Below are 23,756 nucleotides of genomic sequence, written 5' to 3' on the forward strand. Positions count from 1 at the left end.
AATGTCTTCGAACCATAAAAGGCCACCAGCCTCACTAATCTTCATTTTTGGCGGAAGCGGTGACCTTAATCACCGCAAACTTTCGCCGGCCTTATACAATCTTTTCATTGATGAATGGATGCCGGAGAAATTTGATATTGTTGGTATCGGCCGCCGTCCATATGATAATAATAGCTATCGCCAACACCTGTTCAACGGTATTGGTCAATTCAGTCGTAGAAAAGATGACCAGGTCGGTATTTGGCAAACTTTTTCCAACCATGTTACTTACCTGCAGATGGATGCAGAAAAGGAAGAAGAATTTGAAAAAATTGCCGAAATAGTAAAACAAAAGGAAGCGGAATACGGTGAACACCCTAATGTGATTTTTTACCTGGCAGTTGCCCCACAATTAGTACCTGGAATAGTAAGTAAACTTGGACCACTAAATATCTGCGCAGATACCAAATGCACCAGGGTGGTAGTGGAGAAACCTTTTGGTCATGACCTGGCCAGTGCACTTGAACTGAATAAGTTACTTGCCAGCATGTTCGATGAAAAACAGATCTATCGCATTGATCATTACCTGGGAAAAGAGACAGTCCAGAATATTCTTGCCCTGCGTTTTGCAAATGCCTTATTTGAACCCATCTGGAACCGGAATTATATTGACCACATCCAGATTACAGCAGCAGAAACTGTGGGGGTAGAAGGCCGTGGCGATTTTTATGAAAGCTCGGGTGCCCTGCGTGATATGGTACAAAATCATATTCTCCAACTTCTTTGTATGGTCGCCATGGAGGCCCCGGTTAATTTTGATGCCGACGAAATCCGTAATAAAAAAGTAGATGTTTTGCATGCCATGCGGAAAATAGCCCGCGAGGAAGTTCACCAGTTTGCTGTACGCGGACAATATAGTATGGGTTGGATGAAAGGAACACAGATAAACGGTTACCGCCAGGAAAAAAATGTAGCTCCCGATTCACAGGTTGACACATTTGCCGCTGTAAAGTTTTATATCGATAACTGGCGCTGGCAGGATGTGCCTTTTTACGTTCGTACAGGAAAAAGGATGCACGAAAAAGAAACCATCATTACAATCCAGTTTAAGGCGGCTCCCAATTATGCCTTCCCACCAGAGGCGGCAGAAACATGGAGACCCAATCGACTGACCATCAGCATTGCACCTGAAATGGACATCAGGCTAAGGTTCCAGGCAAAAAGACCCGGACAAGGCGTTTCCTTAAGTCCGGTTGATATGATTTTCAACTACAAGGATGCTTATGAGGAACAGGAACCTGAAGCTTATGAAACTCTTTTACTGGATGTAATGGAAGGCAATGCCACTTTGTTTATGCGCGAAGACCAGGTGGCTGCTGCATGGAAAGTCATCATGCCGATCCAGGAGGCCTGGGAACAAAGGGAACCTGTTGACTTCCCGAACTACGCACCAGACTCCTGGGGACCTGAAGACGCTGAGGCCCTGATTGCCCGTGATGGAAGGAACTGGGTTACGGTCCCCGCACCGCACCAGGAGTAAGAAAGGTAAACGGTAAGCAGTGAGCGGTAGGTATTTCTCACGATTCAGTTTTCAAAATTCACAATTGACAATGCCCCCCATCATAAATATACATCCCAATGCAGAGGCTGTCGCCCAGGCAGCAGCTGCACTAATTGCTGAACGAATTAGTACTGTTTTGCAAAAACAAAACCGGTTCACCCTGGCTCTATCCGGTGGAAGTACTCCAAAAAGACTACACCAGATTCTGGCTGCATCTCCATATAAGGAATCAATTGACTGGAGCCGGGTTCATATTTTTTGGGGAGATGAACGCTATGTGCCACTGGAAGATGAACGAAATAATGCCAGGATGGCCTATGACACTTTGCTTAACCATGTGATGGTTCCGGAAAGCCAGGTGCACATCATGCGAACCGATTTGCCCGATCCAAGGGAATCTGCAGTTCAGTATGAAAAGATATTGCACAGGTATTTCGACGGTAAGGAAAACAGTTTTGACCTGTTGATATTAGGAATGGGTGACGACGGCCACACCTTATCCCTATTCCCGGGCACAGAAATAGTACACGAAACCCAAAGATGGTGTGCTGCATTTTTTCTGGAACAGCAGGATATGTTCCGCATTACTATCACTAAAACTATTGCCAACCGTTCTGCCTGTATTCTGTTCCTTACTACAGGTAAAACAAAAGCCCCCGCATTAAAACAGGTACTCAATGGCCCGGTAAATATCAACCTTTACCCCGCCCAAACAATACAGCCAGAAAACGGGGAACTGCACTGGATTATTGATAACGCTGCCGCAGGTCAGGAATGATTCCCGGCTATTTAAGCCCTGTTATCGGCAAAATCATCACTTCCGTCTAACAAATTTAGATTAGGAGTAAACCCTTACTTTATTTGTATTCCCAAACAGCTATTGCTTTAGGGGAAACTAATATTGTATGAAGTTTATACTTAACCTATTCACCTTGGTACTTGTACTAGCTGCAACGAAAACGGGGCTAGCACAGCAACAATCTCTAGCAGGTGAGAATACAAACAGTATTACTGTATTGCCAATAAGATGGGCAGCTCCACTTTGTACTAAAATTCCAGGTAATAAAAACAGGATCACCTGGACCGTTGCTGAAACAGTGGATACAAAAACATTTGAAGTTCAGCGTTCAGGCAACGGGAAAGACTTTTCCATTATTGGCTCTGTTGCCGCAACAGCACAAACTATTTCCGGAGCTTTTATATTTGAGGATGTGCAACCCCTTGCTATTGCTTATTACAGGATTTGTTCTGTAGACGTACAAGGGAAAAAAATGTATTCCCCTGAAATAAAAGCATTGAGTCAGAAAAGGAATACTTCAATAAGGCAGAGCTTAACCGAAACCATTATTTTATTCGGTGATAGTGAAAAGCGCCTGATAACCTTATTAAATATTTCAGGTCAGCAACTATCCAATACTGTCTCTACCAGTAATCAATACTCGATAAAAAATAACTCATTAAAAAAAGGGATATACCTGCTAAAAATAGATACAGAGGGATTATGTGAAGTGCAAAAATTTATGGTTTTATAATATAGAATCAGGCCTCTTCCACTGCATCGTAAACCACTACTTTTTGCCATAACATACTACACTCCTCAATAAATTTGAGGTGGTCGGCATCCTTTTGGTAGCTCTCCTGGTCCGCTGCATTGTCAAATACAAGTAGCCATGACACTGAATAGGTCGTATCAATTACCTCTCTCCGGGTTGCAGCCGGGATACCAATATGTGACATCCTGATGGTTTTTACCCTGGCCAGCTTTTTAAGACCTTCAATCAGTTTTTTCTTGTCATTCGCACTATCCGGATGCTTTAGCCAAAAGTAAACATGGTGAATAAACTTATGGGATAGTTGGTTTTCCCAGACTGCAGATGAGAATGCGCCCAATGCGCCCAGATTCCTTGCATTACCAGTTTCGGAAATTAATCCCTGACGAGTTTGGGTTTCCATGTGGTTGCTTTTGTTTTTGGGAATTTAAGCTACGAAAAATTACAGATATAACAGGTTACTGGTTTATCTGCGGCTAAATTTTAATACGAAAAATCCTACCACACCCAGACCCAGGCCAATAAGGACGTAAAGCAGAATATCAGGGGATTTCTTTGCCGGGATTTCTGTTATTGTGATCAATTGGTTTACTCCAATAGCCTTTAATTCCTGTTTATTTCCGCCGGTCCAGTAAACGGTTATTTTGTCAATTTTAGCGGCTTTACCGAGGCCAAAATGAGCTATATCAGAATTCTGGGAAAGGTGGCTGGATCCACCACCATCAATTTCACGGATCATTTTTATTCCGCCGGCTTCAACTTCAATTTTTGACCCTATCCCATGGGTTTCCGCCGCTACTCCCTTGAGGGCAATTTTAATCCAGTTACCGTGTGCAGAATCATTCCTGAATAATCTGGTCGTTGATGGCACCGGGTAATCGAGTACCGGGGCCTGGTTAACGACCAGGATATCCAGGTCACCATCGTTGTCGTAATCGAAAACAACTGAACCCCGTCCGATTCCATAATCTGCAAGCCCAACCGCACGGGCCTTTTCCTGAAATTTTTTTCCATCGTTCTCAAAATAAAAATTCGCCATGGGAACACAATTCGGATTCAGGTCTCCGTTTGCCACAAATAAATCCACGTCTCCATCATGGTCAAAGTCGGCGAAATTTGCACCCCAGCTTATCGCGAAAAATCCCAATCCCAATTCTGTGGCTTTGTTTACAAATGGTTTACCCACACCCTGGTTTACCATAAAATAATTGAACTTGATGTTGGTCATATAATAGTCCATCAGTCCATCATTATTATAATCCCCAACTGCGGTTCCCATCGAATTGATTTTAAGGTCCATACCGGTTTCCTTTCCCACATCAGAAAAGGCACTTTTGGGAAAATGATTCTCCAGCAGCATATCGGGTGTACGCTTATACCCAAAGTCGTGGTTTATAAATAAGTCCTGGTCACCATCGTTGTCAAAGTCAGTGAAGACCCCACCAAAACCAAACCCCCTGAAATCCAATCCATATTCTTCATATACATCCCTGAACTTTTTGCCATTCTCATTTAGCAATAAATAACCCTTTGCAATCTGGTTTGCACCAACTACTGTTGCATCGTTAATTACACTCAGCTTACCCTTATATTCGTTGAAATAATTACCAACATAAAGATCAGGCCATCCGTCCGCATTAAAATCGCCAAAACTTGCGCCTGTACTAAATGAAAAAAGCTGGTCAAGGCCATATTCTTTTGTAGCATCCCGGAATGTGCCGTCTCCGTTATTGAGGAAAAACAGGTTAATCTCCCTCGGAATGACCTCCTTTCTATCCCTGCGTGTAATAGTGGTAACAAACAGGTCAATATATCCGTCACGGTTTACGTCTGCACCAGCAACTCCCTGCGTTACATAATTCTTTGTAACAGCCATACCTGATTTCTCAAAAACATTGGTGAAAGTGCCATTCCCATTGTTCTTATATAAGACATCATCATTCATGCCACCAGTAATATATAAATCCTCAAATCCATCTTTATTAAAATCCAGTACACAGGCCCCACCACCAAACATGCCCTCATATACTTTGAATACATGCTTTATGCCGGATTGATCTGTGACATCAGTAAAAGGGGTTTGACAGAAACCTTGATTATTATGAAAGCTTGCAAAAACCAGTATCGTTATAATATAATGACGCATGACCTGTTAAGAGTTTATGATTTCGGCCTTTTCCAGTTTAACCGGTTAATATTATCAGCAATTATCTTCCCCTTCTCTAATCCCCTTGCATTGTCCTGTGGTATATGTATACCTCCATAAAACCGGGACATGGCTGTTTCTTCGGCGGCTTCCCAAAATGATTTAAAGTGCCGGGCCTTAAATTCTGTATTCCTTAATTCATCTCTTGGCCGACCCACATGTGCACTATCTGTAAATTCAAAATGATCCCCATATAAATCAGTCAGTACGGTTGCAGCAGCTGCCGCCTGTATTGCATGACCGGAAGGGAAAGCAGGAAATGGGGGATCTGGCCAGAATGATTCCCATTGCTGGTCTACATGTTGTGGAATAAATGTATTGGCGCGCTCTGTGAAAAACTGGTATTTCCATTTCCAGCAATTTCTGAAGGCATCAGCAACCGCCATACCGACACGTGCATAGGTCTCAGCACATTTTACCAGGTTGGGTTTTGTTTTTCGTATAGCAAGCGTAGCGAGGTAATAAGAATGACCAGGCGGAGTAAAAGTGACATCCGGATCATCACTCCACCATATCGCTGCTTCTTTTTCGGCCTGTGTCAACACTTTTCTCTTTTCATACACCTGCATAAATTGCTGGTAGTAGGCAGAAGAAGGAAGGGTATCATAGGGAATGTATTCTGGTGCGGCTATCGCTGAATCAACTGAAAGGAAGGTACGGTTCCGGCCCCAATGCGGGTGAAGCGGATAATGACTGAATGATTGGGCAAACAAAGGAGGCTTCCATCCTCCAGGCTTATTTTCAAATACGAGTTTCTTATCAAAATTGTTCAGGTAACCGCGGTGTCCACCATCAGTTTTCGACCATTCAAAAATTTGTTTCGCTATCTTCTTTCCATATATAATGGACCTTCTTACAATTGAATCATCAGGTGTTGTTGACTTGAATAGTGTTTCAAAATGATGCTCTAATGAATCAATTTTATTTTTGTTTTCTGCAGAAGTTTGGATATAAATACTACTGATGATTTCAGACTGTGCAGAATTCAATACCAATTTCCAGTTATAGGCCTTACCTTTTTCCGGTAAAGGCAAATTACCTAAACCGTTCAGCTCTGCGGCTATGGACTGATACTCGGGGTAACCATTCACAACCGATTCGTACATCGTCAGGCCAATATACCCGAAACAACGCGAGGCAAATGTGGGGGAATTTGCCGGAGTAGTTTTGGTAATATAATTCGTCATGTCTGCCCATGAGGTTGCCAATTCATAATCATCGGGCAATTTTAGTTTTTCCTCTTTGCATGAAAATGCAAACCAGGAAACAACCAGGCAGACAATTGTATTTTTTCTCAATAACTTTTTTGTGGTCATTTCTTTTGCTTCATCAGTGAATAAGCAATGAGGTCCTTACTATTTATGCCAAAATACAATTTGTCTTTTATTTGGATACAGCTTCTGACATCTCCCCAGATATTGAATCCTGATTCAGCCTGTGAAACGTAACCGAAATTGCCTTTGCCGTCCCCTGCAAGCAGTACACCATAATTTGCATCAAATTTTCCCAGCCTGATTTTCGTGCGACTGTTATTGCCGCAAAGTAACAGGTCGGTCTTTCCATCTCCGTTAAAATCCAATTGGTTAATGGTATATACCGGAGCATATTGGACTTCCTGCGGCAATTCAGCCAATGTAAACTTCCGGCCCGGACTGCTCAAAAAACAACTTGTCTTCATATAATCGGCGACAAGATGCATGGCCTCTTTCAGTTCATTATTCTGAAATAACTCATCCATTGTTATATCAGCATAACTCTTAAAATTGGAAAATCTTTTCCGCATAATGGGAAGCTGGCTAACTAACTCATCACGGGTAATATAGGGATACTTTTTGTGCTGGATAAAGAAACTAAACACAGGATCCACTGAGCCATTCTTGTCGAAGTCGCCGTAGAACATTTCCAATGGTTCTTTTTCTGATGCTTTGAATTGGGTATTCAGGCCCATGTTTCCAATTATAAGGTCCGGACGGCCATCGCCATTAAAATCGCCAACATTAATTGTATTCCAAAAGCCAGAATAGGACTGGTCAAAATATTTCCCGCTGCTATTAACCAGCTTGCCATTATCCTGGCTGAAAACAGTAACCGGCATCCACTCACCAACAACCACCAATTCATTCTTTTTATCAAGGTCGAGGTCAATCCATGCGGCATCTGATATCATTCCCAATGCCGAAAGGGCCGGACAAATATTCCCTGTCTGGTCTGAAAATCTACCTTTTCCATCATTTATTAAAATATAACTCTTTGGTGTCTCTGGATAACGGCCCGGGACAACCCTTCCTCCAACAAAAATGTCGGGCGAACCATCTCCATTGATATCCTGGATCCTCACACAAGACTTACTACCTGCCACTGCAGGAAGCCCATTGCTCCTGAAATAATTATTGTGGCCGTCATTAATATATAACCTGTCAGTTAGCAAACTATCCGTTGAAACCAGGTCATGATAGCCACCGCTTGCAATATAAATATCCGTATGGCCATCACCATTAGCATCAAAAACGGCTATAGCCGCATCGTCAAAAGCCTTGTCCTGTTCAAATGCAGGGACCTTTTTTTCAATGAAAGATCCATTCTTTTGCTGCATGAAAATTTTTGCTGCTTTACTGGCTTCCCCGCCAATTAACACATCCTCCAGGCCATCTTTGTTCAGGTCATCCTTCGTCATGCACGGACCATGATAGGAAAATTGACTAATCAATAAGGGTTGCCTGTTGAAGTCATTTATAGTAGTATCGGAACTCTTATATTTTATGCCAGGCTGAATCTCGGTAAACCAGCTGGAAACAGGCTGCGGCATTTTTGCATTTTCAAGTGCATCTTTCTCATCAAGGTTTAGAACCTGGTTGGCCTTTACATCTATTAGTTTTTGTGATTTACCACTATTCCAGGTTATAAAAAGGGAGTCTGCTTTATTAGCATTTCCTAATCCAAAATGAAGTGCATATGATACATTGGATAAATAACCCCTTGCCGGGTTTTGCTCCAGGGTTTGCCTGAGTCCATTGCAATAAATTTTCACCATCGCCCCCAGGCCCTGCGTATTTCCTGCAGCACCTTTAAGATGCAACTGCAGGTAATGGTTGCCCGCCAGATTTTGTGATTCATTTTTATATACGAATGCCTGCTGGTTGATATTGTTTACAACCAGGTCGAGGTCTCCGTCGTTGTCCAGGTCAGCATATATTGCACCATTACTATTAGAGGCCTGGTTAATGCCCCAGTCCTGGTTTTTATTCTGGAATTCACTGCCTTTCTTATTTTGGAAAATATAATTAAGCACATTAGAGGAAGGCATTTCCTTAATGATTTCCATTACATCTTCGCGCTGAAGCCGTCCTTTAGCCTGCACGTACTCATTCATGTAATTAATAAAATCAAGGTTAGTGTAATCCCTGTAATATCCATTAGTAACGTATAGGTCTTTCCAGCCATCATTATCATAATCTGCAAGGAGTGCCGACCAGCTCCAGTCAGTATTGGATATGCCAGCGATCTGGCCGGTTTCACTAAAAGTACCGTTGCCGTTATTCAACTGAAGCATATTCCGCATGTATTGGTAATAAAACCCACTTCGAACATTCAGGTTAAATTTGTCGTAATTATCCGGGGATAGTAACAATTTCTGCCTGTGGTTATCTTCCGGCAACATATCGAGGGTAAAAATATCGGGAAGGCCGTCATTGTTGACGTCTGCCACATCATTGCCCATTGAAAACTGGCTGGTATGGCCAATGCTTTTATTAAGCAGGTTGGAAAAGGTCCCGTTTTTATTATTGATATAGTAATAATCCGGCACAGCATAATCATTAGACACATAAAAATCAGGCCAGCCATCCCCATTAAAATCAGAGATACCAAGCCCTAACCCATAACTCAATTCAGAACCATTAATGCCGCTGCTTGTTGTAACATCTTCAAATTTGCCATTTGCCTGCCTGAATAAACGCAGACCCTTTTCAGGGCTATCCTGCTTGAAAAGTTCAGCTGTACTGACCTCATTCAGGATGGGCAGGTTTTTTGGATTATGGTTCAACAGCAGCATATCAAGGTCACCATCTTTATCATAATCGAGAAAATAAGACTGGTTGCTGAACCCAGTACTTGCCAGTCCGTATTCTGCAGCTTTCTCTTCAAAGACTGGAATTCCCTGGTCATTATTTCCCTTGTTAATAAATAACTGGTTTACCCTTTTTTCTGCTGGCATTGCACCGGAATAACAGAGGTAAATATCCAGTTTGCCATCTGCATTAATATCAACAGCGTTTACACCTGTTTTCCACGGACCAGGCCTGCCGCCTGCATTTGATGGAAGGGTAATATCCTGGAACTGTAAATTGCCTTTATTAAGGTAGAACTTGTTTTCACCCATATTTGAAGTGAAATAGAGATCCACCAGTCCGTCATTATTGAAGTCTCCGGCAGCAATACCACCGCCATTATAGAAATACTCGTACATCAGGATATTCGTATTTAATCCTTCCGTAAGGGTATTTTGAAAATTGATATTTGTAGCCGAAGAATCCAGTAAAGTGAACAACTGTTTACCAGTTGCTGCTTTGCCAGAATCGCCTTTATTATTGCAACTACTCATGGCCCAAAAGCAAATGAAAAAGGCAATATGGTATACTTTTTTAGGATTCATTTGGAATGGGTAATATAAAAAAATCTATCCCATTTCCGGGATAGATTTTTTTCAATTTGCTAAATATCTGTTTAATACCCAGGATTCTGAACCAGTTTGTTATTCCTGCTCATTTCATCACGGGTAATAGGACGGTAATACATTTTATCATCCCATTTACGCCTTTCGTTTTCTGTATTGTCTACTGGAGTGTATGTATAATCATAAACAGAAGTATCGTGCCTGTAAGGAACAAGGGCTGTTTTCCCAGTCTTCAGTTTTGCCGTTACATTAATGGCTTTAATTCCCCGACCAACTGTTTGCTCCGGAATCATCCAGCGTCTTGCATCATGGTAACGATGTTCTTCATAAACCAGTTCTATTCTCCGTTCATTACGATAGAGGTTTACCAGGTCTGCACCGGTAACTGTATTTGGAATAGCAGGCATACCTGCACGGAACCTGATTTTATTCAGCCAATCCCTTGCTGAAGCTTCGTCTCCAAGCGCCAGGCTTGCTTCCACAAAATTCAGTACCATTTCTGTATAGCGGATAAATGGCCATGGTATAACCTGGGCGCTTGATTGATTATCTGCCAGGGCTGGGTTAGGATCAATAAACTTCCTGGTATAATAATGGGTGCGGCTGCCGTTCCAGTTCTCAACCGGGGATTCCCGGGTGTCTACACCATTAACAATACCACCTTTACCATCATCATAATAACCGGATTGTATTTGGTTTACCTCATCTAATCCTTTTACATCTGAGGGTCTTGGTTTCCAATCAGCCCCATCAAACAAAATGGTAGCATAAAAGCGCGGGTCACGGTTTACATAAGGATCAGCTTTATGTTTGGCAGAATCCCAGCTAAACTTAGAACCATCCATCATTTCATAGTCATCCACCAAATTCTGAATGGGTGTATTTCCCGCCCAGTTGTGGTAACCATTGGGGCCATTATTGATACCATAATGAATACCACCCAAAGGCCAGTTGTCTTCCTGGGTATACAAAGCGGTATGTGTACGCTGGAAGATCAGTTCTGTAGCGGCAGCGGCATCACCAACTGCACTTTGTCCACCAAGCGCAATGGACATGTAATTATTTTTCCCTTCTTCTCGTGAAGCTGGTGCAGTAAGATTCAATTTATAACCCTGGCCGGCCTGTAGTACTGCATTTGCAGCATCCCTGGCAGCCTGCCATCTTGCCTCCCTGCTTCCGCTGGTATAAGCAACCAGTGCAATATTTGCACCATAAGCACTTAAGGTAGCAGATTTTGATTGTGCAGTTGGACCATCATGAATATCGCTTGCTGCATACAACAAAACGCGGGCTTTAAGCGCCATTGCTGCCAGTTTCGAGGTACGACCCGGTTGCATGGTTTTTCCATTAAGTAAAAGCGCAGCACTATCGAGATCTGATACAATTGAATTTATACACTCTTCATAAGTGTTCCTGGCAATAGAATAGTCTTCATTAAGTTCATATGGCCTTTTAATGAGTGGAACTCCACCATAGTACCTAACCAGCTGCTGATAATAATAGGCCCTCAGGAAATAGGATTCCCCCAATAATTGGTCCCTCAGGGTTTTATCTTCAAAAGTAGAGGTTGGCAAGCGGTTGATCGCCACATTAGCTTCCCGGATCGCATAATACATCCTGCTCCAGCCATAGGTATCGCTAACCCAGGCTACGTTGGAAGGCGTTTCAGTGGCTTCCGTAAAAGTATTGATATTCCTACCGGCGTGGGTAAACATAGCTTCATCCGTATAGGCTGCCAAGGCCTGCTCTTCAAAGCCGCCATAACCCAGGAAGGAGTACACACCAAAAACAAAAGCTTCGGATAATGGCCCATCCGCCCAGGTTGCTTCACTGGAGATTTTATCCAGTGGTTGGGTATTCAGGCCCTTTTTACAGGATGCAGCGAATACCAGCGACGCAGCTACTAACCCGATTATGATTTTAATATTTTTCATACGTCTAATAGTTTAAAAAGTTAAGCTCAATCCTAAATTGACTGTCCTGGATTGTGGGTAATAAACTCCGCTTTCTGCGGTTGCTTCCGGATCAAATACTTTCATTTTATCTATCGTAAATACATTCAATCCGTTTGCAAAAAGCCTCAGATTGCTGATATTGGCTTTGCTTAAAAGATTTGCCGGTAAATTATATCCCAGCTCAATATTTTTCAAGCGGAGGTAATTCTTACTGAACAGGTAATAGGTATTGTTTCCAAAATTACCACCAGTATAATAAGTATCGCCCCTGCTAGCAAGCCTTGGATCTGTGCTGCTTGGTTTATCAATAGACCACCTATGATCGTAAAAATACTGCAAATAGTTGCCTATGTCACCAGATTCTGTCTGGATCCGCATAACAGCGCCACTTGCGCCCTGGAAAAGGATGCTTAGGTCAAAGCCTTTATAGCGAACATCCAATGTCATACCGTAGTTTAAGGTTGGCGTACCGTTCTTATCCATCCGCACTTTGTCGTCAGCATTAATTTTTCCATCGCCATTAACATCCTTAAATTTCATGTCACCCGGTTTCAACTGGCTGGTAACGCCACTATAATCAAGGGTGTTCTTGTTAATATCATCCTGGTTTAAGAATGCGCCATCAGACTGATAAACCAATACGGCATCAATTGGCTTACCCTCTTGTTTCTGGTATTCCGGGGCTCCGGGTATTTCATCCATAAATACCACTTTATTTTTAGCATAGCCTCCGTTGATGCCAGCCTTAATATGCCAGTCTCTGCCAATATTTGCATTATAAGCAACCATGAATTCATATCCTGAATTATCAACCTTTCCAGCATTTACAGGAGGTAATAACGTGGTCATACCAGTAGAAGCAGGAGTAGAACCATTCTTTTGAATAAGGATCTGATCGCGCTTATTCATGAAATATTCTAAGGTCAGGTCAATTTTATTATTGAAGAAGGATCCATCAAGGCCGATGTTATAGTTATTCGCCCTCTCCCAGGTGAAACTGGGGTTCGCCACTACCGTTTCGCCCAATGTCGTCACAACTTCATTATTGATAGGATATGAACCAAACGAATATGTAGACAGATAATCATATTGGTGTAAAGTACCATTAAAATAAACCTGGTCATTACCCATCTGGCCATAAGAGGCCCGCAATTTCAGGTAATTAATCCCCTTCACTTTAAACCAGTCTTCGTTGGTCATGTTCCAGCCTAACAATAATCCAGGGAAAAATCCCCACCGATGATCCTCGGGGAAGTAGGATGAACCATCATAACGCCATACAAATTCTGCCAGGTATTTTTCCTTATAGTTGTATTGCGCCCTGCCATAATAGCCCGTACGTGCAGTCTCATAAGCATTTCCATCAGTATTTTGTTGTAAGGAACCACCTGCGAACAGCTGGTCAACTGCAGTGGAAATGTAATTCCTGCGAAATGCCAGGAATCCTTCGCCAGTGAATTTCTCCTGGGTTGCGCCTGCCAATAACCCAAAGGAATGGGCAGTACCAATTTTGAAGTCATAGTTCAACATGGCGGTCAGGTTTGTATTCAGAACCTGTCCGTAAGACTGGGTCAACCTTGGGTCTTTAAAATTTGAACGAACTGCCCCAACCAATAATGGGGTTACCCCATCAGCCTCATAGGTAACTTTATCCCAGTAATACAGCTCCCAGGGAGTCTGCCATACTTTGTTAGTCTGGCTGTTTTTATCAACGGCACCAGATAAGGTAAGTTTAAGCCCTTTTATCCATGGATTGGTAATTTCAAATGAACCATTTGCCTGCATATAGTCTTTAGGGTTCTTGGTATACCCTGTAGCATTGGTTGTGATTACGTATGGATTCTGGCCGTTTTCAATATCCGGACCGGGCTTACCATTTGGCCAAACTTCCGGTTCAGTTGGACGTCCCCGCATTAGCATACGGAAAATTGATCCGGCACTTTCAGTAGGGTAATTCCGGTCTTCCCTGCGAACCATCAAGCCAAAGTTTGCGGAGATATACTTATTTACTTTAGCCGTAAGGTTGGTCCGCATCTGGTACTGCTTGTAAAAAGTTGCAGAGTTATTGTAAATAGCATCCTGGTTCACATAACCAAGAGAAGTAAAGTACCGTACATTCTCATTCCCGCCACTCAAAGCAAGATTGTGCCGTGATTGTGGGGCCCATGTTTTAAAAGCATCTCCAAACCAGTCAGTATTAGGATATCCCCATGGATCAGATCCATCTGCAAATTTTTTAACTGCATCAGGACTGTAATTAGCACTTATGGCAGAAACACCTGGTGTAGGCGAAACATATTTACCGGTTGACTTGATGGCTTCAGAAGCTGCGGCCCACTCATTTACAGGTATTGTCTGATAAATAGGGATTTCATTCATAATACTGGCGTATTCTGGTGAACTCGCCATTTTAGGGACCCTGCCCGGCTGGCTCCAGCCCTGGTTAAAATCATAGGTCACCTTTGGTTTCCCCGTGCTTCCTTTTTTTGTCGTAATCAGGATAGCTCCATTAGCTGCCCTTGCACCATAAATGGCTGCCGAGGCATCTTTTAAGACAGAGATGTTCTCAACATCCCTTGGATTTAAACGGCCGAGGCCACCATCTCGATCTGGAATCCCATCAATTACGATAAGAGGATCGCTTTTACCCAGAGTATTTGTTCCGCGAATAGAAATGGTTGCCCCATCATACCCCGGTTCACCACCTTGCTGGATAACAACAAGTCCGGGTAAACGACCTGCGAGTGAGTTTGACATATCAACTGCAGGAGACTTTACCAGTACCTCGCCTTTTACAGCACTAACCGCACCAGTTACAGTCACCTTCTTTTGTGTGCCATATCCTACTACAACAACATCAGATAAGGTTCCCGATTCCTGTGCAAGAACAATAGAAACTGAATTGGAACTGTTCAGTTTGTACTCTTGTGTTTTGTACCCGACAAAACTAATCATCAGTGAATTTTTCCCTTCCGGAACATTTAATTTAAAAATTCCATCATCATTAGTAGTTGTTCCGATGGATGTTCCTTTCACAACTACACTTACATTCCCTATTGGAATGCCCTTTTCATCAACAATCCGGCCACTGACTTGCCGGTCTGCAAAAAAGGGGGCGCCAGCGTGATCCGCAGGGTTGGCATAACTAAATGCCGGTGCCGCTGCGGTTAATCCTATAAGAGCAATAAGCATTAAGCTTAGTCTCTTCTTTCCAAAAATTTGGTGAAGCGTAAATGAATTATTCATTTAAGTTAATTGACAATGGTTAAACAATAGTCCTGCATCATCTGTGGTGCATGCATCCTTTAATTACTCATGTATCAGGTTTCAGCCCGATAGTAATTTTGCTTGTCTGAACTATAAATCTTTTGAAGATTTGAAGGAAAGTGGTCGTGGAAGACATCACTTCTTACATGGCGGAGCCATTGGAGCAATCGTGTCATAATTGGCAGTTTTGGTTAATCCCAGTTACCAATATTAACAAATATTTTATAAAAGTCAACATTACACTTAAAAAAAATCCCGGTTTTCAAGCCGGGACTTTCCTGGGGAGGGTTTTTCCCCCCATAAACATATCAAGACCAGTCCTTTAATTAAAGCGGGTACTTGTTTTCTGAAATAATTTTAGCCGAAATCCTGCGTCTGGCTTCCTTACAATTGAAAGCTGCAACTTTAGTAAACCTTTTTAAGCCAAGCAGCATCATGCGCTGTTCATCCCCATCGGCAAAAGCATTTATAGCGTCTTTTCCGAATTTATTGATCCTGTCGGCAGCATCATATATATATGTCCTGACAATATCCAGTTCAAACTTGCAGGCAGGCTCACCGCGCTGTTCAACGAGTTTCATCACCCTCAACAGCGCGCATTCGGCATTAAAAGTCTCAATTGCCATATCAGCAATCTGCATAAGAATTTCCTGCTCATTTTCGATTTTAGCCATTAATTTCTGAACCGCACCGCCGGCAGTCATCAAAATGGCTTTCTTAAAATTCGCAATTGCTTTCTTTTCCGCATCAAAAGGCTGGTCATCACCTGCTCCGAAATCCGGAATACTCATAAGTTCCTTCATCACATTCGTTGCAGGCCCCATCAGGTCAAGCTTTCCTTTCATGGCCCGTTTCAATACCATATCAACTGTAAGAAGCCTGTTAATTTCATTGGTGCCTTCGTAGATCCTGTTGATGCGGCTATCCCGGTAGGCTCTTGAAATAACATATTCATCGCTATAGCCATTTCCCCCATGGATCTGAACGCCTTCATCAACAATAAAGTCCAGCACTTCACTGCCGTATACTTTCAACATGGCACACTCAATAGCATATTCCTCTGCTGCCCCAAGTAGCGCCTCTGCAAAGGATTTGCCGCTTGCTACCATCTCTACTTCCTTGTTGTCGATCCACTTGGAAGTACGATATAAGGCCGACTCACAAACCCATATCCTGATGGCCATTTCGGCAATCTTATTTTTTATGGCGCCGAAATTACTGATGGGCTGCTTGAATTGTTCGCGCGTATTTGCATAAACTATGGAAGTATTAAAAGCCCTTTTAGCGCCACCTAATGCAGCTGCGCATAACTTAAGGCGACCGATATTCAAAATGTTGAATGCTATAATATGGCCCTTTCCAATTTCACCCAGCACATTTTCAACAGGCACTTTACAATCCTGGAAATACAATTGAACGGTTGATGATCCTTTGATACCCATTTTATGCTCTTCCGGACCTTGGGTAAATCCTTCCATACCCCTTTCTATAATAAATCCGGTAAACTTATCACCATCAACTTTCGCAAATACAGTATATACATCAGCAAACCCGCCATTGGTAATCCAGCATTTTTGACCATTTAGTATATAAAACTTCCCGTCATCGCTTAGTTTGGCAGATGTTTTTGCACCAAGCGCATCACTGCCACTGTTCGGCTCCGTTAGTCCATATGCCCCTTTCCATTCGCCGCTCGCCAGCCTTGTAACATATTTTTCTTTCTGGGCCTGGGTGCCAAAATATAATATTGGTAAAGTGCCAATTCCTGTATGCGCTGCTATGGCCACAGAGAAGGAAAACCCCCCACCCAAACCTTCATTTACAAGGGTTGATGTAATAAAATCTTTCCCTAATCCACCCAACTCCTCCGGTACAGAAGTGCCCAAAAGTCCTTGTTCACCGGCTTTTTCAACCAGGGAAGGCATTAGCCCCGCCTCCAGTTTATCAATGCGATCAATGATGGGCAGGACTTCCGCATCCAGAAATCCGGCACACATGTCTTTTACCATCTGCTGCTCCTCATTAAAATCTTCCGGAATGAAGGTTTCAAAAGGAGCACTTTCTTTAATGAGCCATTCGCCGCCCTTCAGGACAGAAGCTTGTTGTTGTGCTGCATTTGACATGGTTATAAATTTATATGGTCAAAAAAAATTTCTCTTCTGCTCAGCGTTTGGCGCTTACGACTTACCTCAGGTTATCGTAAACAATCTGTAAAACCTGCTTACAGACTTCTACTTGGTCTGCCGGCACTTTCTCCAGGGCTTCATTCAAAGTCTCTTCCGCCAGCTCCATGGATGCTTCCTCCATTTTTCTTGCTTCATTAGTAAGAAAAATCATATTCATACGGCGGTCTTCCTTCGAGGAAACCCGCTTCACCAATTTTAATTTTTCAAGGTTGTCTACCAGGCGTGTAATGCTGGGCTTGTCGCGAAATGTAGCATTGCATAATTCCTGCTGGCTGATTCCATCCTGCTTCCATAAATGGTACAAAACGCTCCATTGCTCAATGGTTAAATTAAGATTGGCCGCATTGAATTTTTTCTGCAGCCTTCGGGCGATGGCTGTTGATGCCTTACCCGTAATAAAACTGTATAACTCCCCCTTCTTAAATTGGTTGTTTGGCATATAGTTAGTTAAACAACTAATCAAATTTAAGGGTATTCTTTCATTTTTGCAAGTTCTTTTTTAAGGGGGGTTACGTATTACCGTCAGTCCCATTATCTTCGGTCCGAGATCAGTCGCAAAAGCCCCATGGAAGTAAATATCAAGCAGCATACCATTCACTATGAACGATACGGTTCTGGCCCGGAACTGCTGTTTTGCCTGCATGGCTATGGGGAACGCGGACAGGATTTTGAAGCCCTGGCCAATCACCTTGGCCATCGTTTTACCATTATTTGCCCTGACCTTCCACTACATGGTAAAACAAATTGGAACGACCATGTTTTTGAACTTACTGACTTACGAAACTGCTTATCTGAACTCGCAAAAAAAGAAAGATTCAAGACGCAACAATTCAGTCTTGCCGGATACAGTATGGGTGGAAGATTGGCCATGGAATATGCGGAACACTTTCCGGAGCAACTCAGGCAATTAATCCTTATTGCACCCGATGGGCTCAAAATAAATTTTTGGTACTGGCTAACCACCCAGACAAAAGCAGGAAACAGGCTGTTTTTCAAAACCATGCAACATCCTGAGTGGCTTTTCTTTGGTATGAAATGGGCCAGGAAATTCAGACTCCTTAATGAAAGCATTTTTAAATTCAGTCACCGGTACCTTGATGATCCACAACAAAGAAATGAGCTTTATAAGCGTTGGACCCTCTTCAGGAATTTTAAACCCAATTTGCAAAAACTGGGGTATAACTTAAACAAGTCACCTTTGCCGACTCTCCTAATATTCGGAAAGTTCGACAGGATCATCCCCCCGAAACTTGGCCAGCGCTTAAAAGCAGGAAACGCAGGCTCAAACTCTATAATAGTACTTGAAGCGGGCCACCGTTTGCTTAAACCGCAATTTGCCAGTACCATTGCAGAATATATTAACACTATGCGAAAAAGATGATACTCGTATATACAATAACTTCAATTCTTCTAACGACATATGCTGTATTGCTGGGCTACTACCACAGAAGTTTTAAACAAATACCAGAAGACGAAATAGTTCCCGTAGATTTTGTACCACAAACAAGAATCAGTGTCCTGGTTCCGGCAAGAAATGAAGAACACAATATTTCCTATTGCATTGGATCTTTACTAGCACAAAACTATCCCGCAAATCTCCTGCAGTTCATCATAATTGACGATCATTCTGAAGATGCAACAGCTCAAATTGTAAAGAACTACAAGAACCCAAAGCTAGTCCTGCTTTCACTGGAAGAACACCTGCCCGCTGAAGCCATTAACGCCTATAAGAAAAAAGCCATTGATACAGGTATTGAACATGCAAATGGGGAACTAATAGTTACCACAGATGCCGACTGCATTGCTCCGCCGTTTTGGCTCAGGAATATAGCCTATACCTATGAAAGCAAAGACTCCTGCTTTATTGCAGGTCCGGTAAAAATGGAACTCCAACAGGGTTGGTTAACCAAATTTCAGGCGCTGGACTTCCTGAGCCTGCAGGGCATCACTGCGGCATCGGTATACAAAGGATTTCATAGCATGTGCAATGGCGCCAACCTCGCCTACTCCAGGTCTGCGTTTCATTCTGTAAATGGCTTTCGGGGAATCGACGCTATCGCTTCAGGAGACGATATGCTGCTGATGTATAAAATTGCCCAACAGTTCCCTGGAAAAATCACTTACCTGAAAAATCGCGCGGCAATTGTAACAACAGAACCCGCCCCTTCCCTGAAAACATTTCTCCACCAGCGAATCCGATGGGCAAGTAAAGCACAGGCCTACGAAGACAAGAGTGTTTTTAGGGTGTTATTGCTGGTATATATTATGAACCTGCTTATGCTTACTATTTTAATCACAGGTTTTCTTTCACTACAGCAGCTGGCATGGGCATTGCTGTTACTTGCCATTAAAACTGGCATTGAATGGCCTTTCATGCATTCAGTAGCCAATTTTTATGGGCAGGGGAAATTAATGAAATACTTCCCCTTCTATCAACCCCTGCATATAATTTATACGGTAGTTGCCGGGAGTTTCGGGCAATTTGGGTCATATGAATGGAAAGGCCGGCAAGTCCGCTAAACAGATGATACCAATGGTATTCTTTATTTTTAATGGATGACGACGAATCCAACGGCGAATGGATGGCAGAAACTCATCAAACACGGGGGTGCATTGACAGGCATAGTAATTATCGCCTTTTCCGGGTTCATTGCTATTTTTGCCTATTTGATTGCTCCCGATGCAACGCCAAATGCCAACCGGATGATAGTTGAAATTGGCGGTAAGCAACCTGGCTTTAAACAGCAATTTTTCCTATACCCAAAAGAAACTGTTGAAAACCCAGGAAATTGGATAAGCCTAGCCGTCCACGGCCGGCCTGATGCATTTCAATTTATTCCCGTTGATGGTTATACAGTAAAAGACCATAGATTAATCATTAAAAAATATATCGATGAAGGCATCTCGGAAAAGATTGAATATTCATTGTCCCGTTTGAAGGTACCAGTAGAAAAAAACTTTGTTACCAGGACCTTCCTGCTTGGAACCGATAAATATGGACGTGATATGATGAGCCGTTTGCTTGTTGGTGTTCGCGTGAGCCTTCTCGTTGGAGGCATCGCCATGTTATTATCACTTACTATTGGTGTGCTGTTAGGTGCTTTAGCTGGTTATTATGGTGGTAAAATGGATAGCTGGATCATGTGGCTGATCAATGTTATCTGGAGTATCCCTACACTTTTACTGGTCTTTGCAGTAACCCTTTTACTCGGCAAGGGATTTATGCAGGTATTCATAGCTGTCGGGTTGACAATGTGGGTAAATGTAGCCCGCATCGTAAGGGGACAAATGCTAGGTATACGCAAACTTGAATATGTTGAAGCTGCAAAGGCACTGGGTTATTCTGACCTACGGATAATCACCAAACATATATTACCAAATATCATGGGACCAGTGCTGGTGGTTGCTGCTGCAAATTTTGCATCTGCTATTATCATTGAAGCCGGACTAAGTTTCCTTGGTGTTGGTGTTCAGCCGCCTCAACCAAGTTGGGGTGGTATGATCAGGGAAAATTATAATTTCATTATTACCAATAATCCCATGCTTGCACTTGCACCTGGCTTTGCCATTATGCTTTTAGTCCTTGCTTTTAATTTACTGGGTAATGGCATCCGGGATGTATTGGATGTGAGAGGTTAAAAAAATCCACCACTTATTTCTTCGAATACAAATAAAATCCGGTCACGGTATTTGTTGACTTAGAGACTGAAGTAACGGTTACGGTTACGCGGCATATTACTCCTTGTGGAGTATTAGTTATCACAAAATTTGAAGTACTTACGCTGGTAGTCTTTGTGTCATTGTAAAAATCTGTAGCTGAACCGTCCTCCCTGGCAGAAACTTCAACCTTTACACCCTGAGGCGGCATTTTGGAGGTAACAGTTACCGCAAGCGGGAAATTAGGTCCGGGCGCAGCAACTTCTGACTGGCCGCCTATTGCAGGTGTAGAACTTATAACAAGGTTTTCTTCAGCAGGTGGTTCAGTAGTTTTACTTCCGCCACCGCAGGACGGGAGGATAAGAATGGAAACTCCGGCCGCAAAAAAAAGGAACACCAATGCTCTTTTCATATATGGGGATTATTTCTTTGCACTAAACATATAAAGATACTGGTAATGCTGGCTTTTTAAAACTATTGCAACTAATTGCCCGGTTAATATTAATTTATGGCTGAACCATTACATTTCTATTCAGGCTTTCATCCAGGGAAATAAAGGTTTCCGTCCTTTCAATGCCTTTAATTTTTTGCAACTGGTCGTGTAAAACGTTTCGCAACTGGTTTATATCTTTACACACTATCTCAGCAAATATGCTGTAATTTCCAGTGGTATAATTCATGCGGACGATTTCCGGAATTTTTCCCAATTCACGTGCTACTGTATCATATAAGGAGCTCTTTTCCAGGTATATTCCTATAAAGGCGATAACATCATACCCTAATAATTTAAGGTCTACATTCAGGCGGGTACCTTTAACTACACCCATTTCCTGAAGTTTCTTGATCCGAACATGTATGGTTCCGCCAGAAACAAAAAGCTTTTTGCCAAGGTCAGCATAAGAAGTTTCGGCATTCTCCATCATTTCATGGATAATCTGGTAATCGAGTTTGTCTAAATTTAATTTGATAGCCATTTTTTACTTCGATTTTTGATATTATCTACTTGAAGGTAGTATTTTTTGAACAATTTCGATAGTTTTTAATTTTTACTTGAATTATCTGCAAGAAATAGGCCGATCACCGTATATTTGCTTTATCAAAGTTCTTAAGACATATACTGTGGGATGATGAAATTTTCGGCAGACATGCCCTCTCGTCTCGGGGGTGGGGAAAATCGGATAAAACAGGTGAAAGCCTGGCTAACGACCCCGTGGAGGTTCGACTCCTCCTCCTACAGCGACCGTATTTTGTTAATTGTTCTTTATACTGTGGGGTGATGAAATCTTTGGCAGACATGCCCTCTCGTCTCGGGGGTGGGGAGTCCAGGATAAACGTAGCATAGAGCCGACTGGTATTCCAGTTCCGTAAGGAATCGGAATGAAGCCGACCAGGGTTGACCACTAATCTTTGTACTACAGCTAACTGCCCCGTGGAGGTTCGACTCCTCCCCCTACAGCTTTTTAAAATCCCGCCCCGCTGGTGGGATTTTTTTGTACCGCAAGCAACGATTGTGACCTGTAAGGATCGCAAAAAATTTGGTACACACTGTTTTTCTCATGTGTGTGTTTACAGCTGTTAGGTAGCCCCTCTTTAAAGAGGGGCTTTTTTATACTCAGTTCTTTTTGCGTAAGTCCCGCCATGTCTGTAATACAGGCCTGGCCTTGTGGTTCTCGTCATATAACCCGATATCCCTCCAAAAAAGAAACAAAGGCTGATAGTCACCGGTGGATTTCAGCGTTTCAATTAAAGCATCGTAATCTGTATGACAAAACCATAGCAAAAACTGGCCTTTTCGTGTCCGCATCAAATCACCCAGTTTTTCCAGGTATCGATTCTGCCATTCAGGCCTGCCTTCCTTATGCAGATTGTATTCGGGCACATCCAGATTTTGGGCAATATATCCAGTCTCTGAAAAGCACCAGGGTTTTTCCGGAGAAAGGTCGAGCCAATGCTCAAAATACCCGGTCGGAAACAGGTCCGGATTGGTATTACCACTTGCACTGCTGCTAACAGTAACATAAGGATAGGCACTCATCGCAACCCAATCGGTATAAGGCATTAATTCTTTTGCATTCTGGTAAGCCTTTGGTGCTTCACTGACCATTACACTCAGGAAGACCGGCGTTCCGGGATGGGATTTTTTCAATGCCGTATATACTGCCCTACAAAAAATCTTGTACCGCTGGAACTCAGTTTCATCCCAACTTTCAGAATTACTCTCCACTCCAAAATTGATCCAGGCCGGCGAAAACTCACCAACCAGGTAATTCACAAAATTAACATACGCTGTTATTACATCCGGATGGTCAAAAGGAAGTGATTCCCAATACTGTCGTATGGCGGAGGGAGTACCTTCATTATTCCGCCAGTAACCAACCTTTTTTTTCCGGCTGAGGTCCAAAGCAGACACACTCAAAAAAATAGCCTTGCCACTTGGTGTATTCTCTTTACGGAATTTAACCTCATTAACAAGTGATACTGGCATTGGCCGGTGATTAAATGCCTCGTCATAAGGAATTCCTTCATCAATATGGTGGGATACAAAATCACAATCACTTCCTATAAATGCATAAGCCTGCTGTTGATCGGCCAAAGAGTAAGCGGCCGGCCAGGGTGTTACCCCAAGCCTTACCGGCTCCGGAACCTGGTCCTTTTTTTTACTGCAAAACGGAAATAAAAGCCCTGTCAAAACTGCGACTATGATAAATCTTTTTCTACACATT

Annotated in this window: 17 protein-coding genes; 6 read left to right on the plus strand and 11 right to left on the minus strand. The window is 42.7% G+C overall.

Translation table 11 applies throughout. The features are described from left to right. The first annotated feature begins 1 nt into the window (after position 1). The 3 genes from zwf (at position 2) to LAQ65_RS17570 (ending at position 3,072) form a co-directional block, all read left to right on the plus strand. The gene (gene zwf / locus LAQ65_RS17560) at positions 2–1,519 is read left to right on the plus strand and encodes a glucose-6-phosphate dehydrogenase (protein ID WP_224118309.1); all 1,518 of its coding nucleotides are present in this window, start codon (positions 2–4) and stop codon (positions 1,517–1,519) included. A gap of 70 nt (positions 1,520–1,589) precedes the next feature. Further along, positions 1,590–2,318, plus strand: coding sequence for a 6-phosphogluconolactonase (gene pgl, locus LAQ65_RS17565; protein WP_224118310.1), 729 nt, complete (start codon positions 1,590–1,592; stop codon positions 2,316–2,318). Positions 2,319–2,445: 127 nt separating this feature from the next. Beyond that, a complete protein-coding gene (locus LAQ65_RS17570; RefSeq protein WP_224118311.1) occupies positions 2,446–3,072 on the plus strand; it encodes a T9SS type A sorting domain-containing protein in 627 nt (208 codons plus the stop codon). A gap of 7 nt (positions 3,073–3,079) precedes the next feature. On the opposite strand, the gene LAQ65_RS17575 is transcribed toward LAQ65_RS17570, so the two are convergent. The 8 genes from LAQ65_RS17575 to LAQ65_RS17610 form a co-directional block, all read right to left on the minus strand. After that, positions 3,080–3,493 (minus strand): Dabb family protein, encoded by a 414-nt coding sequence (locus tag LAQ65_RS17575; RefSeq protein WP_224118312.1) that lies wholly within the window; start codon positions 3,491–3,493, stop codon positions 3,080–3,082. 63 nt (positions 3,494–3,556) lie between these two features. After that, complete coding sequence (locus LAQ65_RS17580) at positions 3,557–5,236, minus strand: CRTAC1 family protein (RefSeq protein WP_224118313.1); 1,680 nt, start codon at positions 5,234–5,236, stop codon at positions 3,557–3,559. Between the two features lie 14 nt (positions 5,237–5,250). After that, the gene (locus LAQ65_RS17585; RefSeq protein ID WP_224118314.1) at positions 5,251–6,612 is read right to left on the minus strand and encodes a vanadium-dependent haloperoxidase; all 1,362 of its coding nucleotides are present in this window, start codon (positions 6,610–6,612) and stop codon (positions 5,251–5,253) included. Next, positions 6,609–9,947, minus strand: coding sequence for a VCBS repeat-containing protein (locus LAQ65_RS17590; RefSeq protein ID WP_224118315.1), 3,339 nt, complete (start codon positions 9,945–9,947; stop codon positions 6,609–6,611). The genes LAQ65_RS17585 and LAQ65_RS17590 overlap by 4 nt, the downstream gene beginning before the upstream one ends. 71 nt (positions 9,948–10,018) lie before the next feature. After that, positions 10,019–11,902: a RagB/SusD family nutrient uptake outer membrane protein gene (locus LAQ65_RS17595; RefSeq protein WP_224118316.1), complete on the minus strand. Its 1,884-nt coding sequence runs from the start codon at positions 11,900–11,902 to the stop codon at positions 10,019–10,021. Between the two features lie 12 nt (positions 11,903–11,914). Continuing rightward, positions 11,915–15,169 (minus strand): SusC/RagA family TonB-linked outer membrane protein, encoded by a 3,255-nt coding sequence (locus LAQ65_RS17600; protein WP_224118317.1) that lies wholly within the window; start codon positions 15,167–15,169, stop codon positions 11,915–11,917. Between the two features lie 347 nt (positions 15,170–15,516). Then, positions 15,517–17,313 (minus strand): acyl-CoA dehydrogenase family protein, encoded by a 1,797-nt coding sequence (locus LAQ65_RS17605; RefSeq protein ID WP_224118318.1) that lies wholly within the window; start codon positions 17,311–17,313, stop codon positions 15,517–15,519. 61 nt (positions 17,314–17,374) lie between these two features. Beyond that, entirely contained in the window at positions 17,375–17,815 is a 441-nt protein-coding gene (locus LAQ65_RS17610; protein ID WP_224118319.1) for a MarR family winged helix-turn-helix transcriptional regulator, read from the minus strand. Between the two features lie 126 nt (positions 17,816–17,941). On the opposite strand from LAQ65_RS17610, the gene LAQ65_RS17615 reads away from it, so the two are divergent. Genes LAQ65_RS17615 through LAQ65_RS17625 form a run of 3 tightly spaced genes read left to right on the plus strand, consistent with a single transcriptional unit; the run spans position 17,942 to position 21,015 of the window. Continuing rightward, positions 17,942–18,757, plus strand: a complete 816-nt coding sequence (locus tag LAQ65_RS17615) for an alpha/beta fold hydrolase (protein WP_224118320.1) — start codon at positions 17,942–17,944, stop codon at positions 18,755–18,757. Continuing rightward, entirely contained in the window at positions 18,754–19,896 is a 1,143-nt protein-coding gene (locus LAQ65_RS17620) for a glycosyltransferase (protein WP_224118321.1), read from the plus strand. The genes LAQ65_RS17615 and LAQ65_RS17620 overlap by 4 nt, the downstream gene beginning before the upstream one ends. Positions 19,897–19,932: 36 nt before the next feature. Continuing rightward, a complete protein-coding gene (locus LAQ65_RS17625) occupies positions 19,933–21,015 on the plus strand; it encodes an ABC transporter permease (protein ID WP_224118322.1) in 1,083 nt (360 codons plus the stop codon). Positions 21,016–21,028: 13 nt separating this feature from the next. On the opposite strand, the gene LAQ65_RS17630 is transcribed toward LAQ65_RS17625, so the two are convergent. The 3 genes from LAQ65_RS17630 to LAQ65_RS17640 form a co-directional block, all read right to left on the minus strand. Further along, positions 21,029–21,445 carry a hypothetical protein gene (locus tag LAQ65_RS17630; RefSeq protein ID WP_224118323.1) on the minus strand — a complete coding sequence of 139 codons (417 nt, stop codon included), beginning with the start codon at positions 21,443–21,445 and terminating at the stop codon, positions 21,029–21,031. A gap of 94 nt (positions 21,446–21,539) precedes the next feature. Further along, on the minus strand, positions 21,540–22,007 hold the full coding sequence (locus LAQ65_RS17635) for an Lrp/AsnC ligand binding domain-containing protein (protein ID WP_224118324.1): 468 nt from the start codon (positions 22,005–22,007) through the stop codon (positions 21,540–21,542). 638 nt (positions 22,008–22,645) lie between these two features. Then, complete coding sequence (locus LAQ65_RS17640) at positions 22,646–23,755, minus strand: hypothetical protein (protein ID WP_224118325.1); 1,110 nt, start codon at positions 23,753–23,755, stop codon at positions 22,646–22,648. Position 23,756 lies beyond the last annotated feature (1 nt).

The sequence above is a fragment of the Flavihumibacter profundi genome (assembly GCF_020076305.1).
GTDB classification, from domain to species: domain Bacteria; phylum Bacteroidota; class Bacteroidia; order Chitinophagales; family Chitinophagaceae; genus Flavihumibacter; species Flavihumibacter profundi.

Bases quoted from the DNA above. Each gene is read 5' to 3' on its own strand.
- zwf (WP_224118309.1), top strand. From the start codon at position 2: ATGTCTTCGAACCATAAAAGGCCACCAGCCTCACTAATCTTCATTTTT.
- pgl (WP_224118310.1), top strand. From the start codon at position 1,590: ATGCCCCCCATCATAAATATACATCCCAATGCAGAGGCTGTCGCCCAG.
- LAQ65_RS17570 (WP_224118311.1), top strand. From the start codon at position 2,446: ATGAAGTTTATACTTAACCTATTCACCTTGGTACTTGTACTAGCTGCA.
- LAQ65_RS17575 (WP_224118312.1), bottom strand. From the start codon at position 3,493: ATGGAAACCCAAACTCGTCAGGGATTAATTTCCGAAACTGGTAATGCA.
- LAQ65_RS17580 (WP_224118313.1), bottom strand. From the start codon at position 5,236: ATGCGTCATTATATTATAACGATACTGGTTTTTGCAAGCTTTCATAAT.
- LAQ65_RS17585 (WP_224118314.1), bottom strand. From the start codon at position 6,612: ATGACCACAAAAAAGTTATTGAGAAAAAATACAATTGTCTGCCTGGTT.
- LAQ65_RS17590 (WP_224118315.1), bottom strand. From the start codon at position 9,947: ATGAATCCTAAAAAAGTATACCATATTGCCTTTTTCATTTGCTTTTGG.
- LAQ65_RS17595 (WP_224118316.1), bottom strand. From the start codon at position 11,902: ATGAAAAATATTAAAATCATAATCGGGTTAGTAGCTGCGTCGCTGGTA.
- LAQ65_RS17600 (WP_224118317.1), bottom strand. From the start codon at position 15,169: ATGAATAATTCATTTACGCTTCACCAAATTTTTGGAAAGAAGAGACTA.
- LAQ65_RS17605 (WP_224118318.1), bottom strand. From the start codon at position 17,313: ATGTCAAATGCAGCACAACAACAAGCTTCTGTCCTGAAGGGCGGCGAA.
- LAQ65_RS17610 (WP_224118319.1), bottom strand. From the start codon at position 17,815: ATGCCAAACAACCAATTTAAGAAGGGGGAGTTATACAGTTTTATTACG.
- LAQ65_RS17615 (WP_224118320.1), top strand. From the start codon at position 17,942: ATGGAAGTAAATATCAAGCAGCATACCATTCACTATGAACGATACGGT.
- LAQ65_RS17620 (WP_224118321.1), top strand. From the start codon at position 18,754: ATGATACTCGTATATACAATAACTTCAATTCTTCTAACGACATATGCT.
- LAQ65_RS17625 (WP_224118322.1), top strand. From the start codon at position 19,933: ATGACGACGAATCCAACGGCGAATGGATGGCAGAAACTCATCAAACAC.
- LAQ65_RS17630 (WP_224118323.1), bottom strand. From the start codon at position 21,445: ATGAAAAGAGCATTGGTGTTCCTTTTTTTTGCGGCCGGAGTTTCCATT.
- LAQ65_RS17635 (WP_224118324.1), bottom strand. From the start codon at position 22,007: ATGGCTATCAAATTAAATTTAGACAAACTCGATTACCAGATTATCCAT.
- LAQ65_RS17640 (WP_224118325.1), bottom strand. From the start codon at position 23,755: ATGTGTAGAAAAAGATTTATCATAGTCGCAGTTTTGACAGGGCTTTTA.